Annotated in this window: 10 protein-coding genes; 4 read left to right on the forward strand and 6 right to left on the reverse strand. The window is 67.9% G+C overall.

Features of this window, described 5'->3' with window-relative positions:
* Positions 1 to 61: 61 nt before the first annotated feature.
* The 4 genes from ACQR1D_RS03080 to ACQR1D_RS03095 all read right to left on the reverse strand — a co-directional run bounded on the left by ACQR1D_RS03080 (position 62) and on the right by ACQR1D_RS03095 (position 6,173).
* The gene (locus ACQR1D_RS03080; RefSeq protein ID WP_434893633.1) at positions 62 to 2,161 is read right to left on the reverse strand and encodes a S9 family peptidase; all 2,100 of its coding nucleotides are present in this window, start codon (positions 2,159 to 2,161) and stop codon (positions 62 to 64) included.
* Positions 2,162 to 2,169: 8 nt separating this feature from the next.
* A complete protein-coding gene (locus ACQR1D_RS03085) occupies positions 2,170 to 3,357 on the reverse strand; it encodes a pyridoxal-phosphate-dependent aminotransferase family protein (RefSeq protein ID WP_434847380.1) in 1,188 nt (395 codons plus the stop codon).
* A gap of 154 nt (positions 3,358 to 3,511) precedes the next feature.
* Complete coding sequence (locus ACQR1D_RS03090) at positions 3,512 to 4,237, reverse strand: thermonuclease family protein (RefSeq protein WP_315801731.1); 726 nt, start codon at positions 4,235 to 4,237, stop codon at positions 3,512 to 3,514.
* Between the two features lie 211 nt (positions 4,238 to 4,448).
* Positions 4,449 to 6,173 carry a hypothetical protein gene (locus ACQR1D_RS03095; RefSeq protein ID WP_434893632.1) on the reverse strand — a complete coding sequence of 575 codons (1,725 nt, stop codon included), beginning with the start codon at positions 6,171 to 6,173 and terminating at the stop codon, positions 4,449 to 4,451.
* A gap of 430 nt (positions 6,174 to 6,603) precedes the next feature.
* Between ACQR1D_RS03095 and ACQR1D_RS03100 the strand changes: the two genes are divergently transcribed.
* A complete protein-coding gene (locus ACQR1D_RS03100) occupies positions 6,604 to 7,464 on the forward strand; it encodes a caspase family protein (protein ID WP_434840473.1) in 861 nt (286 codons plus the stop codon).
* Between the two features lie 375 nt (positions 7,465 to 7,839).
* On the opposite strand, the gene ACQR1D_RS03105 is transcribed toward ACQR1D_RS03100, so the two are convergent.
* The gene (locus ACQR1D_RS03105; RefSeq protein WP_434838202.1) at positions 7,840 to 8,718 is read right to left on the reverse strand and encodes an efflux RND transporter periplasmic adaptor subunit; all 879 of its coding nucleotides are present in this window, start codon (positions 8,716 to 8,718) and stop codon (positions 7,840 to 7,842) included.
* Positions 8,719 to 8,920: 202 nt separating this feature from the next.
* On the opposite strand from ACQR1D_RS03105, the gene ACQR1D_RS03110 reads away from it, so the two are divergent.
* Positions 8,921 to 9,898, forward strand: coding sequence for a L,D-transpeptidase family protein (locus ACQR1D_RS03110; RefSeq protein ID WP_434838218.1), 978 nt, complete (start codon positions 8,921 to 8,923; stop codon positions 9,896 to 9,898).
* A 942-nt stretch (positions 9,899 to 10,840) separates the two neighbouring features.
* Here ACQR1D_RS03110 and ACQR1D_RS03115 read toward each other — a convergent pair.
* Positions 10,841 to 11,647 carry an N-acyl homoserine lactonase family protein gene (locus ACQR1D_RS03115; protein ID WP_315801728.1) on the reverse strand — a complete coding sequence of 269 codons (807 nt, stop codon included), beginning with the start codon at positions 11,645 to 11,647 and terminating at the stop codon, positions 10,841 to 10,843.
* Positions 11,648 to 11,998: 351 nt separating this feature from the next.
* Between ACQR1D_RS03115 and ACQR1D_RS03120 the strand changes: the two genes are divergently transcribed.
* Together ACQR1D_RS03120 and ACQR1D_RS03125 are read left to right on the forward strand one after the other, a co-directional pair.
* Positions 11,999 to 13,552 (forward strand): caspase family protein, encoded by a 1,554-nt coding sequence (locus ACQR1D_RS03120; RefSeq protein ID WP_434838217.1) that lies wholly within the window; start codon positions 11,999 to 12,001, stop codon positions 13,550 to 13,552.
* Between the two features lie 131 nt (positions 13,553 to 13,683).
* A complete protein-coding gene (locus tag ACQR1D_RS03125; protein ID WP_316179238.1) occupies positions 13,684 to 14,361 on the forward strand; it encodes an OmpA family protein in 678 nt (225 codons plus the stop codon).
* The last annotated feature ends 79 nt before the right edge of the window (positions 14,362 to 14,440 follow it).

Consider the following 14,440-nt stretch of genomic DNA (forward strand, 5'->3'; position numbering starts at 1 on the left):
AACCGGTGTCGATGGGGTGCGATCCCGCGCCACATCCGGCAATTGCCGGCGTCGGCCGCGCTCACGCCGTCCGATTCGCCAGCCCCACCGCCCACAGCGCGAACGCATAGACGATCGCGACCTCATCCAGCCGGTTGAAGCGCCCGGAGGCGCCGCCGTGGCCGGCGCCCATGTTGGTGCGCAGGAGGACCGGGCCGCCCCCGGTCATCGTCGCGCGCAGCCGCGCGATCCATTTCGCAGGCTCCCAATAGGTGACGCGCGGATCGGTCAATCCGGCCATCGCCAGGATCGCGGGATACGCCTTGGCCGCGACGTTGTCATACGGCGAGTAGGACAGGATGGTGCGGAAATCCGTCTCGCTCTCGATCGGGTTGCCCCATTCGGGCCATTCCGGCGGCGTCAGCGGCAGGGTGTCGTCGAGCATCGTGTTGAGCACGTCGACGAACGGGACCTCGGCGACGATGCCGGCGAACAGCTCGCCTGCGCGGTTGGCGACCGCGCCCATCAGCATGCCGCCGGCGCTGCCGCCATGGCCGACGATGCGGCCGGCCGCTGTGTAGTTCGCCGTGATCAGCGCCCGCGCGCAGGCTGAGAAATCGTCGAAACTGTTGGTCTTCTTCTCGCGCTTGCCGTCGAGGTACCAGCCCCAGCCCTTGTCGGTGCCGCCGCGGATATGGGCGATGGCGTAGACGAAGCCGCGGTCGACCAGCGACAGCCGGTTGGTGCTGAAAGACGCCGGCATCGCATGCCCATAGGAGCCGTAGCCATAGAGCAGCAGCGGCGCCGAGCCGTCGGCCTTGAAGTCGCGCCGGTGCAGCAGCGACACCGGCACCTCGGCGCCATCATCGGCCTTCGCCATGATGCGCGTGGTGACGTAGTCGGCCGGATTGTGCCCGGACGGAATCTCCTGGCGCTTGCGCAAGGTTTTCGCGCGCGTCACCATGTCGTAGTCCCAGACCTCCGACGGCGTTGTCATCGACGAATAGGCAAAGCGCAGGTTGGTCGTATCGAACTCGTAGGAGCCCATCGCATCGAGCGAATACGCGTCCTCGTCGAAGGCGATCGCGTGCTCCTCGCCGGATGTCAGGTCGCGGATCACGATCGACGGCAGCGCGTTGGCGCGCTCCAGTCGCACCAGATGGCCCGCATAGAGATCGTGGTCGAGCACGTAGATGCCGGCGCGGTGCGGAATGAGGTCGCGCCAGTTGGCGCGCCCGGGCGCAGACAGCGGCGCGGTGACGATCTTGAAGTCGATCGCGCCATCGGCATTGGTCAGGATGAACAGCTCGTCGCCGCGATCGGCGATCGAATATTGCACGCTGTTTTCGCGCGCGGCCACCAGCCGTGGCGGCGCCTCGGGATGATCGAGATCGATCAGCCGCTGCTCGGAGGTCTCATGATCGCCGCCGGCGATGACGCAGAACCGGCCCGAGGTCGACTCGTGCACATGGGTGAACCAGCCGGTGTCCTTCTCCTCGTACACCAGCACGTCATCGGCCTGCCTGGTGCCGAGCTTGTGCCGCCACACCTGCATCGGGCGGTGATTGTCGTCGAGCTTGACGTAGAAGAAGCTCGTGCAGTCGCGCGACCACACCGCGCCGCCGTCGGTCTCCTCGACGACGTCGGCGAGATCATCGCCGCCATCCCAGTCGCGCACGCGGATGGTGAAATATTCCGAGCCCTTGGTGTCGGCGCTCCAGGCGACGCGCTTGTGGTCGTGCGAATGCCGGCTGCCGCCGAACTTGAAATACTCATGCCCGCGCGCCAGCGCGTCGCCGTCGAGCCCGATGGTCTCCGCTCCGCCGTTGCGCGGCGTCCGGCAGAACAATTCGTGCTGGCCGCCCTCGCGGTACTTGCGGAAATAAGCGTAGGGCCCGTCCGGCGACGGCACCGAGGAATCGTCCTCCTTGATGCGGCCGCGCATCTCCGCGACGAGCTTCTTCTGCAGCGGTGAGGTGTGGCCGAGCACGGATTCCGCATAGGCGTTCTCGGCTTCGAGATAGGCGCGGATATCAGCATCCAGCAGCGACGGATCGTGCAGCACCTCCTGCCAGCGCGCGTCTTTCAGCCACGCATAGTCGTCCTGCACGGTGATGCCGTGGCGGGTGAAGCTGTGCTGATGGCGCGGCGCCACCGGCGCTGTTTTGCTGCTGTCTGTCATCTCGTCCTTTACGGGGTCACGCTCTCGCCGAGCCATTGGATCGCGGCGTCGAGGCCGCCGCGGCCGTGCGGGATCTTCAACGCCACCAGCGCCATTTCGATCACGCCGAGCGTGCCCAGCACCATCGGCGCGTTGACATGGCCCATATGGGCGATGCGGAACGCCTGGCCCTGCAGGTCGCCGATCCCGGTGCCGAGCACGACGCCGCACTGCTCCTTGCAGTAGGTCTGCAGCACCGCCGGATCATGGCCGCCGCCGACCAGCACCGTGGTCACGGTGTTGGAGCGCTCGGCGGCGTCTGCGATATTGAAGCCGATCACCTGGCCCTCGCTCCACTTCGCCACCGCGCGTCGCACGGCCTCGGCGAGCAGCTCATGGCGGCGGAAGGCGTGCGGCAGCCCTTCGTCGAACAGCATGTCCATGGCCTGGCGCAGCGCGAACAAGAGATGCACCGGCGCGGTGCCGCCATATTTGCGATAGTGCTCGGTGCCCTCGCGCTCGCTCCAGTCCCAATAGGGCGTGCGCATGTTGGCGCGCTTGTGCGCCTCGAGCGCGCGGGCGTTCGCGGCGACGAAGCCGAGACCGGGCGGCGTCATCAGGCCCTTCTGCGAGCCGGACATCGCGACGTCGATGCCCCATTCATCCATCTCGAACGGCATGCAGCCGAGCGAAGCGACGGTGTCGACCATGTAGAGCGCCGGATGGCCTGCGGCCTTGATGGCGCGGCCGATCGCCTCGACGTCATTGACGACGCCCGACGCCGTATCGATCTGCGCCACCACGATCGCCTTGATGGAGTGCTCCTTGTCGGCGCGCAGCCGCGCCTCGACCTCGGCCGGCCGCACCGCGCGGCGCCAGTCGCCACGGAGCACTTCGACCTCGGCGCCCATCGCGCGTGCCGCATTGCCCCAGCCGATCGCGAAGCGGCCGCTCTCCAGCACCAGCACCTTGTCGCCGCGCGCCAGCACGTTGGAGAGCACGGCCTCCCAGGCGCCGTGACCGTTGGCGATGTAGATGTAGGTCTTGCCCTTGGTCGCGAACAGCCGGCCGAGGTCGGACATGATGCCGTCGGTCAGCTCGACCATCTGCTTGGAGTAGATGTCGAGCGCGGGGCGGTGCATCGCCTGCAGCACCTCGTCGGGCATCGTGGTGGGTCCCGGGATGGCCAGAAACTCCCGGCCCGCGCGAACGGTCATTGTCAGTGTCCTCGGCGATGTGGTTTGGCGGTTGAGGGTGGTGATGGGCTCTCGCACACGGCCGGCCCAGCGCCGTTTTACGTGGCGGCGCCGCATAAGAAAAGCCGGAGAACCCGGGGGGCTGGCATGCCCCGGCGGGCCGGCGCGGCGGGGCTCAGCGCCGGGTCTCGCGGCAGCCGGCGGCCTCCGCCTCCTCGACCGAGCAGAACCAGCGGGTGCCCTTGGCGACGTGCATCTTGATCTGCGCGTACCAGCGGCTCTTCGGCGTGTGATAGATGCACTCGCCGGCGCCGTTGACATTGCCCTTGATGGTGCAGTCCGGCGAGGGCGCGACCGGGCCCGAAGCCGAGGCGAGCAGGATCTTGCGCGCGCCCTCCGGCGGCTTGGTGGCGCCGAGGATCGCAGTCTTCTTGTTGCGCACGCGCCAGTCCCATGGTGCGATGAACGCGCCCTGCCACATGCCGGCCTTGGCGGCCCGCGCCTCTGCCTCATCGGGCTCGTAGTCGCGCGAGAGGGTGCGATAGGCCAGCGCCCAGCCGCTGCGCACCAGCCATTTCTGGATGTCCTCGCCGTCGACGTCGCAGCGCGCCACCTGGCGCCCGCGGCGATCGATCGAACGCGGATGACAGGTCCAGCTCTTGCCGTCCGCGTGCTTGATCAGCTCGTCACGCGCGGCCACGCCGCAGGTCCAGCGCTCGCCGTTCTTGTTGAGGCAGAGCTGATCCACGGAGGGCGCGTCGATGCCGCCGAGCCGGATGCGGGTGGCCCCGATCGTGATCCCGTCGGCCTCACGGATCTTGGGAATCCCGGTGATGTCGGCCGCGGACGCGACGGAGGGCAGCAGCAGGAGGAGCGCGAGCAGGGCTGGTTTCATCGACATCAACGGGCGCGGGTCGTCCTTGGGGATGGGCAATAGCAGCGATAGTGCGGCGGATCGCCCGCCAGTTCCAGCGCCGCGATTGCCTGAGTCGCTCAACTTCGCGCGATGGCGGCCGAAAGTAGGAGCCGAGCTATGGCCAAGGCGTCGCTCTGCTCCCCTCCCCGCAAGGGGGAGGGGAGCGCACCGCCCTTGCCGCCGAGATCGCGCTCGATCAGTTCACCGCCACCCGCCGGGCCAGCGCCAGGCCCATCAGCACAAACGCGGATGTCACCTCGGGGCCGCCGACCAGGATGCGGGTCGGGGTCTTCATCTTGTTCCACTCATAGGCGCGGTACGGATGGCGCCGGCCGCCCTCGCCGAACGACGTCACGATGCAATGCACCGCCGGCGCGAAGCTCGCTGCGGCGCCGCCGAGATGGCCGAGCGCGATCAGCGCGAGCGCCGCGTCGAACGGATTCATCTCGCGGCCGATCAGCTCGTCCTCGACATAGGCGAGCACGCGCAGGCGGATGAGCTCGAGCGCGCCGTCGGGATCGATCGCCTGCCGCGCCGCCGGTGGCAGCGCCATGAAGGCGTGGTAGCAGCGGCCGAAATAGGCGCAGTACAGCTCCGGCAAATAATAGATGTGCGAGCGCGGATCGGCGAAGGCGCCGCTCAGCACCAGCCGCTGCTGGAAGCCGACGATCCGCCTGACGACGTCGAGCCTGCCTTGCGTCTCCAGGACCTGCCAGCGCTTGAGATTGCGGAACGAGACCTCGAGCACGTCGAGATTCAGCGTCGGATCGAGATCATTGCCGTAGGGCCGCTCGCCGGCCAGGCTGTCGATCCAGGTCGCGATACCGCCTTCATAGTCGATGTTGTCGTTGATCGGCACCGTCACGCGCGGCTCGTTGCCGCCGGCGCGCACCTGGTAGCCGGCATAGAAGTCCAGCAGCGGCTGGCTCAGCATCGGATCGTCCGAGCCGGCCTGGGTCGCCGCCGAGAACGAGCACGCCGTGGTGTCGCAATCCGGCACGTAGACGCCGAAGCCGAGGTCCTGCTTGATCTGGGTGAAGAAGCGCGAGAAGCGCGGATGCGGATGCGGCGCCAGCGCGGTCACGACGTCGTAGCTCTTGCCGTCGGCGCCGCGCACCTGCTCGCGGCTGATGGTCAGGCAGAACTCGACCATCGCGGCGATGGCGCCGCGCGCCGCGCTCGTCTGCTCCGATGAGGCGAGGCCGGTCTCCAGATAGCTCAGCAGCGCCTCGGTGAAGAACGCGTCGTAATAGGCCGAACGGTGGCGGATCTGCACCGGCTCCCACATCGGTTCGGCGATGCCGCGCCACGGCGGATTGATCACCGCGGCCGCCGGCGAGCGCGCGATGAAGACGCGGGCGAGGTTGAACAGCAGGGTCGAGTTCTTGTAGCCGCGCGCGTCGAGCCCCTGCAGCGCCATCTGGACCTCGGAGCCCTTCATGTCGGGATCGCCGATCAGGTTGAAGGCGGCATAGGTCGGGATGAAGCCATTGCGGCTGAACGAGCCGAGCAGGTCGGCACCGCAGGCCCGGATCACCCGGTCGACCTCGCCGGCCGGCGGCATGGCCGCCGCCGCAGTCCGGCGCGGCGGGGCAGGGTGGTGCAAGGCGATGCTGTCGACCAGATCGGCGACCGGGCGGCCGACCTGCTCCCAGTCCGGCGTCGGATTGTCGCGGGCGAGAACCAGCGCGTCGCGCAGCGCATTGAGGCGAGCGGGATCGTTCAGCTCGGGCAGGCCGGCACGGCGCAGCAATGCGCGCAGCGCCGGGTTCCCCAGCGCGGTCCGGTAGAATTTCGACAGATGCGGGTCGCCGCTGCCGGGCCGGCGCAGGATGGGGTCGCAGACCTCGTACAGCGAGGGCCCATCCTTCCGGGCCGTCAGTGCGCGACAGGCCGCGCCGGCGAAATACTGGAAACTCAAGCGAGGACTCGCGGGTTGTCGGAGGCGGGACGAACGGCATGCGCTGCTCGAAACGCCCCACAAACGGCGCGCCGTGCGCATGCATGGGGCAAACTGACACGCTCGACCGCCAAAGACAACGTGACGGCGGTCACGGCGCGGGAGGCGGATTTGGCGGCAATGTGGCCTCCCGGCGGTCCGCCCAGGGCCGTTTGGAGATCGCCGCCATGGTTAAATTTGCGTTTCTCTTCAAGTGCTTGAAAAGTCAATGGTGTTCCGATGTTGCCCTGGGTGCTCGTTCGGGTTAATCCTTTCTTCGTTGCGGCGCCGCAATTTGCGCGCATTGGGACGACACATCGTCTCGCAACCCCTCAAACCTCAGAGGCGCCAGCGCGACCAAAGGGTGCACCCCTTTGGCATCGACGGGCAGGCTCGGACCAGGATTGACGTGATGACCGCAAGGCAGCCTTCTCTTTCCCGCCGATCGGCCGTGATCGCCGCCGCGCTTCTCTGCACGGTGTCGCTCGCGATCGGCGCGCATGCTGCCCTCAACAAGCGTTCGCTCGAGGCGCCCAAGGCGGCCGCCTCCGAGCAGAGCAGCGTGGCGACCGGCAACGGCGCGCGCCTCGCGCTCGTCATCGGCAATGGTCACTATCCCGATGCGAATGCGCCGCTCGTCCAGCCGATCAACGATGCCCGCGCGCTGACCGGCGCGCTGCGCCGCGACGGCTTCGATGTCGATGTCGTCGAGGATGCCAATAAGGACGACATGACCCGCGCGGTCGAGCGCCTCAAGGCCAGGATCAAGCCCGACTCGGTCGTGATGCTGTTCTTCGGCGGCTACGCCATCCAGGCGGGACGCGAGAGCTACATGATCCCGGTCGACGCCAAGATCTGGCGGGAATCCGACGTGCGCCGCGAGGGGACCAGCATCGAGCGTCTGCTCGATACGGTCCGCGAGCAGGGCGCGCGCGCCAAGCTGGTGGTGATCGACGCCGCCCGCCGCAATCCCTATGAGCGCCGCTTCCGCGCCTATTCGCACGGCCTCGCGCCGATCAACGCACCGGCCAATGCGCTGATCCTGTCGTCGGCGACGCCGGGCAAGGTGCTGGACGATCCGAAGGGCCAGAACAGCGTGCTGGTCGGCGAATTGCTCAACCAACTCGGCAAGAGCCCGAGCGCCGAGACCGTGTTCAACAAGACCCGCAACGCCATCGCGCGCAGCTCCGACGGCGAGCAGGTGCCGATGGTGTCGTCCTCCCTGGTCGAGGACATCCGCTTCAGCGCCGAGGTCGCCAACGCGGGCAGCTGAGGCCTGGGGTTTCCATCTCTCGTTCAACGCGTCTGACGCTCAGAGCGCCTGAGCGTTTGCCCCCCTCTCACCAAGCTGACGGTCAGCTCCCCTCCCCCTTGCGGGGAGGGGTCGGGGGTGGAGGTCCACGGGCGCTGCGCGTCGTTGGCTTGAGCCTTCGCTGCAAACATCCTGCTTTGGCGGATGCGGGAGCGATCCTCCCGCATGGCGCTGCCTTGGATCGCTGAAAACCTCCCAGGAGCGGGCTCGCAAATCACGTCGAGCGCGACTCGGAGAACCCCCACCCCCGACCCCTCCCCGCAAGGGGGAGGGGAGCCGACCGCCACTGGCGCGACCTGCCCATTTCATCCGTCCCGCAGGACTCGGCCGCCGCCCTCAATTGCTCGCCATCACTGGCCGCACCGGGTCGCCCTCGCGCAGCAGCGCGCCGGCGCGGGTGACGACGACGTCGCCCTCGGCGAGGCCGTCGCGGATCTCGACCTGGCCGCCGGCCATCAGGCCGATTTCGACCCGCTTGGTCTCGATGCGCTGGGCGCGCACCACCTGCACCACGGTGCCGTCCGGATCGTACAGCACGGCGGTCAGCGGCACCGCGACGCCGCAGCTCTGGCCGATCTTGATCACGGCGCGCCCGAACGAATTCACCAGCAGCCGCGCCGTGCCGGTAATGCCGATGAAGGCCTGGCCGAGCTGGCTGTTCGGCTCGACGGTCGGCGCCACCCTTCGGATCTTGCCCTCGACCTCGCCGGCCCCGACGATGCGGATCCGCGCGGTCTGGTTGACCGCGAGCTTGCCGAGCTGCGCTGATGGCACCAGGCCGACGAGATCATATTCGTTGCGGGCGAGAATGGAGAACAGCGCCTCGCCGCGGCCGGAGGCGAAGGCGCCGATGGTGGCGCTCGACGACAGGATTGTGCCCGCGACCGGCGCCTGGATCATGATCGTGCCGCCCTCCGGCGGCGTCAGCCGCGCCAGGTTCTGTCCGGCCGTGACGCTGTCGCCGGCATCGACCAGCACCTCCGCGACCTTCAGTCCGGGACGGTCGGGCCTGACGGCGGTCTCGTTGCGCGCCAGCACCATGCCGGACACCTCGACCGTGTTGTCGAAGCAGGCCTTGGTCGCCTTGAGCACGCTGACCGCGGCGCCCTTCGGTGCGCTGTCGTCGGCTGCCAGCACCGGCTGGATCAGGGCCAGCACGCCGGCCGCGGCCAATAGCGGCATCCGGCGCATCGTGGCAATTGCGGCATGTCGCATGCGAAACCGATCCTCGCGAACTCACGTCAATTGAACGGCTGAAGTCGGGATAGCAGACGTGCAGCCGCCGGGCCAGCCGACCCGCGTCCCTGGTAGTCGCGCCAGCATGCTGCGACGTTCAGCGGAGGACCCCCGAACTTTCTCGGCAGGGTCCACGTTGACGCTGCCGAATGTCGGCCATCTCTATTTGGGACTCACGATCATGCTTCGGCTCTGGATACCACTTCTGCTCTGCGCCGCCCTCGTCACGCCGGCGGTCTCCGCCGAGCTCACCGCCGACGCCGTCAACGGCGCGGAGCTGCGCAAGCGGCCGCCGGCCGAAGAGAAGATGGACCCGGTGGCGATCCGCGCCCAGGTGCTGCTCGATCGCGCGCGTATCTCGCCCGGCGAGATCGACGGCCGCTTCGGCGACAATGCGCGCACGGCGCTCGCCGCGTTCGCGCGGGCCAAGGGGCTTGCCGGTGATGCGAAGCTGACGCCCGAGCTGTGGGACGCGCTGCTGCGCGGCGACCAGGCGCCGGCGATCGTCTCCTACACCATCACCCGCGACGACGTGAAAGGGCCGTTCCTGAAGAAGCTGCCGCAGCACATGGAGGACATGAAGGACCTGCCGGCGCTCGGCTACACCTCGCCGCGCGAGGCGCTGGCCGAGAAATTCCACATGAGCGAACAGCTGCTGTCGGCGCTCAATCCGAAGGCCAGCTTCGACAAGGAGGGCGAGCAGATCGCCGTCGCCAACGTGATCCGGCCGGACGAGAAGGCGCCGGAGATCATGCGGCTCGACATCAGCAAGGACGCCGGCACGGTGCAGGCATTCGACAAGGACGGCAGGCTGGTGGCGGTGTTTCCGGCCACCGTCGGCAGCGAGGAGAAACCGACGCCCGACGGCACCTTCAAGGTCACCTCGCGCGATGCCGATCCCAACTACCGCTACAATCCGGACTACGAGTTCAAGGGCGTCAAGTCGCGCAAGCCGTTCACCATCAAGCCCGGCCCGAACAGTCCGGTCGGCGCCTATTGGATCGGCCTCTCGGTCGGCAACGGCTACGGCATCCACGGCACCGCCGAGCCCTCCAAGGTCGGCAAGTCGGAATCCCACGGCTGCGTCCGCCTGACCAATTGGGACGTGCGCTTCCTCGGCGACCACCTGTCGAAGAAGGCGAAGGTGGAGCTGCATTGAGCGGGCACCGTTGCCTGGCGAAGCTACGCCATCATCCCGGCCGAACGACGTGACCCGGCTCGATCCACACCCACCGCCGTCATCCCGGCGAACGCCGGGACCCATAACCCCAGGGAGCGGTTTGAGGCAGGCCGGTCATTGACAGTTCGCCCATCGCGACCGCCGCCGCGTATGAGTCTCGGGTCGGCATCGCAACCACGCGATCGCGCGTCGCTACTTGCTCGGGACGGCGAGTGGCGGAGTACAGCAGCATCGCTGCAACGACCAATTCACCGCGTATGGTGGGCAAAGCGCGCAGCCATCGTGCGTGTCGCGAGGACGTGCCAGCGCCTTTGCCCACCCTACCGGCCGCATCGTCTTTCCTGCGCGCCGCGGCGAATTTAACGAGCAATGCCAAGCCGATCGGGCCTGTCCAGATATTCCGATAAAAAGAATTCCCTTGCGCCGTCGGGCAAATCAGGTGGAGACTTCCGCCCGTCCCGCCTCATTGAAGAGGGGCGCTCGCGAACGTCACGACGCGTTGGGGTGGGATGCGATGGCCGCGAGATGGCGCAGCGTGCTCGGCACGCGGACGTACGCCATGCCGCGGACGGTGAAGTCGCAGGGTCCTGGCCTCCCGACGCTGAGGTCCGCGCAACGTGCGTGATGCGCGCGTTGTCGCCACGGTGGCAAACAAGCCGGTCACCGGGGAGACTGCGTATAAATCGTAAAGCCATCGCGCAGGGAGGGCCGGGTCGTTCCGGCTGTACCTGTGGTTCTGCCGCCTGCATTTTTTCTCGCAGGCGGGCCGCAGGCCTCAGCCGAGGCCTGGCTCTCCCTGCGCCCTCTCTTGAAGAGGGTGTCTCGATGAGTAAAGCTCGGACGCGAAAAGCGCCGCGAGACCGCGGCCGTGCGGCCGCGTGGGCTGTTTGACAATTACATCAGAAGTACAGGTCTCCGCCGCTACCTCGCAAACGACCGCGACGGTGCGACATGCAGCGCATAGACGTCGAGCTTGTCGCTCACCCGAGGATACAACTCCGTCACCAGCGGATCATGGCCCGGGATGAAGCGGTCGGGATGGCCGGCGAGGCGCTCGATGATCTCCCAGCCCTGCGCCATGTCGCCGATGTTGTAGACGATCGGAAACGGGCTGCGGCGCTGCAGATTGGCGTAGTAGTGCGCGGCGTCGGAGGCGAGCACGACGGGGCCGCGCGCGGTCTCGACGCGCACCACCTGCAGCCCGTCGGAATGGCCGCCGACCCGGTGCACGGTGACGCCGGGCGCGACCTCGCCGTCGCCGGCGTGGAAGGTGACGCGCTCGCCATAGACGTGGCGCACCATGGTGGTGACGTGCTCGACCGTGAACGGGTAGCGCAGCATGCCGTTGCACATGCAGCGGCCGGTGGCATAGGCCATCTCGCGCTCCTGCAGATGAAAGCGCGCGTTCGGGAAGCGGTCGAGATTGCCGGCGTGGTCGTAGTGCAGATGGGTGACGATGATGTCGCGGATGCCGGCGGCGTCGACGCCGAACGAAGCGAGCGCATCGATCGGATCGCGCGTCAGGGTGCGGTGGCGGATCTCGGCCTCCGCGGCGTTGAAGCCGGTGTCGACCAGGATGTCGCGCCCGTCAGTCCGGATCAGCCACACGAAATAGTCGAGGTCCTGCGCCGTGCTGTCGTGCGGATCGGGCTGCAGGAAGTTCATGTGCGGCGTGCGCGGCGACATCGTCGCATAGCGCAGCGCGTAGATCTCGGTGGCGTTCCCCATGATGACCTTCTCGTTGGTTGGGCACGGCAACCATCGAGCCATCGGCAGGCATCGAGGTCAATCGCATCGAGGTCAATCGCGGCGCGCGTCGAACCGGACGGTGCGCTGCCGCGACACAGCGTGAGGCATCTCACATTGCAAGACATTGGGATCGTTGCATGGTCCGCTCGTGTCATCGCCCGCAGCTCGCAACAGGCTCCTGCGGGCGGTCGCCGCCTCAGATGATTCTTCAACCGCTGCAAGCGGTTGACGGACCGTCACGGCGATTTGATAATGCCTGACGCGTGGGATATGGTCGCCGCGGCGCAAGCTGGACGGCGCCTGATTGCTGACCGCTGGACCGCCATCGTGATGACTTTCCGCCTGCTGCTGCCGCTCGGCCTGATGTTCTCCGTCGCGTTCTCGGCCGTGGTCTCCTGGCCCGCGCGCGCGGCCGGCGACCGCTTCGCGCTGGTCATCGGCAATGCGAAATATCCGGATGCCGAGGCGCCGCTCAAGGAACCGGTCAACGATGCCCGCGACCTCACCGACGAGTTGAAGCGCGACGGTTTCAGCGTCGAGACCCTGGAGAACGCCGGCGGCGACGCGATGCGCCGCGGCCTCGACCGGCTTTATGGAAAGATCAAGCCGGGCTCGGTGGCGCTGCTGTTCTTCTCCGGCTACGGCATCCAGTCGAGCCGGCAGAGCTACATGATCCCGGTCGATGCGCAGATCTGGCAGGAGGCCGACGTGCGGCGCGACGGCATCGGCCTCGAGCAGGTGCTGCAGGAGATCAACAGCCGCGGCGCCGGCGTGAAGATCGCGCTGCTCGATGCCTCCCGGCGCAATCCCTATGAGCGCAGGTTCCGCACCGCCTCGGCTGGGCTCGCGCCGGTCATCGCACCGAGCGGTACTTTGGTGATGTACTCGGCCGCGCTGTCCGCCGTCGTGTCGGATAGCGGCCGGGATCACAGCCTGTTCGTGCAGGAGCTGCTGAAGGAGATCCGCGTTCCCGACCTCACCGCCGAGGAGACGCTGAACCGCACCCGCGTCGGCGTAACCCGCGCGTCGCGCAGCGAGCAGGTGCCGTGGATCTCGTCGTCGCTGGCGGAGGACTTCTCCTTCGTGCCCGGTAATGGCGGCGTCAGGCCGCCTGCGCCGGCCGAGAGCAATGCCGGGCCGATTCCGGCACCACCTGTCCCTGCGCCGGCTCCGACGCAGGTCGTGGTGGCGCCGCCGGTGCCGTCGCCGCTGCCGCCGGCTCCGCCCGCGCCGCAGCCGACGCCGGTGCAGAAGGTGGATACTCCGCCGGCACCGCCGGTTGCTCCGGCGCCGCCGGCGCCCGCGCCATCTCCCGTGATCGCGAACGTGGCGCCCGCCGCGCCTGCTGCGCCCGCGGCCCCCGCTGCTCCGGCGGAGGATGCGTTTGCCGACGATCCCACGATCAAGAGCCTGACCGCCAAGATCGCGGCCAATCCGGAGGATGCCGGCGCGCTGTACCGGCGCGGCCAGGTGTATGCGAGCAAGGGCGCCTACGCGCAGGCGATCCGCGATTTCGACGACACCATCCGGATCAATCCGAAGGACGTCGAGGCGCTCAACAACCGCTGCTGGGCGCGCACGGTCGTCGGCGAGCTGCAGCCTGCGCTGCGCGACTGCAACGAGGCGCTGCGGCTGCGGCCGAATTTCGTGGACGCGCTCGACAGCCGCGGGCTGGTCAACCTCAAGAGCGGCGCGGTCAAGAACGCCATTGCCGATTTCGATGCGGCGCTGAAGATCAATCCGCGCCTGACGTCATCATTGTACGGCCGAGGTCTCGCCAAGCAGCGTAACGGCGCCGCGCAGGAGGGCGCGCTCGACATCGCCAACGCCAAGGCGATGGACCCCAACATCGTCCGCGAGTTCGAAGCTTACGGCGTGCGTTGATTTGTTGCGCGCGTCGGCCGGCCGGCTCGAACCATGCGGCGGGCCGGACCGACATAACAGCGAACAGCCGGGTGTCGCGTGTGGGCGCGGCGGAGACCGGGACGATCAGTTCGCGTGAGGAGGGATTGGCAATGACCGCACCGAAAACGAATTCGACCATGACCGCCGGCCTGACGGCTCTCCTGGCCGCGACGGTCCTGAGCGCAGCCGCGTCGCTCGTCGCGATGCCGGCCTTCGCCGCCGATGACGTCAGCGAGGATCAGATCGTCCGCGCCCTGGCCGGGCAGAAGAAGCCGCTGACCCGGGGGCTGTCGATGTCGCCGCCGTCGGAGGCCGCGCCCGCCGTCTCGCCGGAGCAGGACAAGTTCCTGCAGAGCATTCGCGGCCGCTCGACGCGATCGCTGTCCACTGCCGAGCGCGAGGAGATCGCGGCGGTCGCCAAGACCAAGCCGAACATCGACCTCGAGATCACCTTCGACTACAATTCCGCCAACATCAGCCAGAAGTCGCTGCCGTCGGTGCAGGCGCTGGGCCGGGCGCTGACCAATGCCGAGCTGAAAGGGTCGACCTTCGTCGTCGCCGGTCATACCGATGCCGCCGGTGGCGAGGCCTACAATCAGGATCTCTCGGAGCGGCGCGCCGATTCGATCAAGCGCTATCTGGTCGAGAAGTTCGGCATCGCCGGCGCCGACCTGGTGACGGTGGGCTACGGCAAGAGCAAGCTGAAGGATCCGAGCCAGCCGCTGGCCGAGGTGAACCGCCGCGTTCAGGTCGTCAACATGCAGAGCAAGACGGCGGCGGCCAAGTAGCGCCGCGTCCATCAAGCGCCGTCGGAGGTCGCGTGGCCGGAGATCGAGGTGGCCGGATGCGTCCCGCAGGATTGCGGGG

It is taken from the genome of Bradyrhizobium sp. HKCCYLRH2047 (assembly GCF_051168175.1).
Classification (GTDB): Bacteria; Pseudomonadota; Alphaproteobacteria; order Rhizobiales; family Xanthobacteraceae; genus Bradyrhizobium.

Coding starts and splice junctions, on each gene's coding strand:
- ACQR1D_RS03080 (WP_434893633.1), bottom strand. CDS start 2,161: ATGACAGACAGCAGCAAAACAGCGCCGGTGGCGCCGCGCCATCAGCAC.
- ACQR1D_RS03085 (WP_434847380.1), bottom strand. CDS start 3,357: ATGACCGTTCGCGCGGGCCGGGAGTTTCTGGCCATCCCGGGACCCACC.
- ACQR1D_RS03090 (WP_315801731.1), bottom strand. CDS start 4,237: ATGTCGATGAAACCAGCCCTGCTCGCGCTCCTCCTGCTGCTGCCCTCC.
- ACQR1D_RS03100 (WP_434840473.1), top strand. CDS start 6,604: ATGACCGCAAGGCAGCCTTCTCTTTCCCGCCGATCGGCCGTGATCGCC.
- ACQR1D_RS03105 (WP_434838202.1), bottom strand. CDS start 8,718: ATGCGACATGCCGCAATTGCCACGATGCGCCGGATGCCGCTATTGGCC.
- ACQR1D_RS03110 (WP_434838218.1), top strand. CDS start 8,921: ATGCTTCGGCTCTGGATACCACTTCTGCTCTGCGCCGCCCTCGTCACG.
- ACQR1D_RS03115 (WP_315801728.1), bottom strand. CDS start 11,647: ATGGGGAACGCCACCGAGATCTACGCGCTGCGCTATGCGACGATGTCG.
- ACQR1D_RS03120 (WP_434838217.1), top strand. CDS start 11,999: ATGACTTTCCGCCTGCTGCTGCCGCTCGGCCTGATGTTCTCCGTCGCG.
- ACQR1D_RS03125 (WP_316179238.1), top strand. CDS start 13,684: ATGACCGCACCGAAAACGAATTCGACCATGACCGCCGGCCTGACGGCT.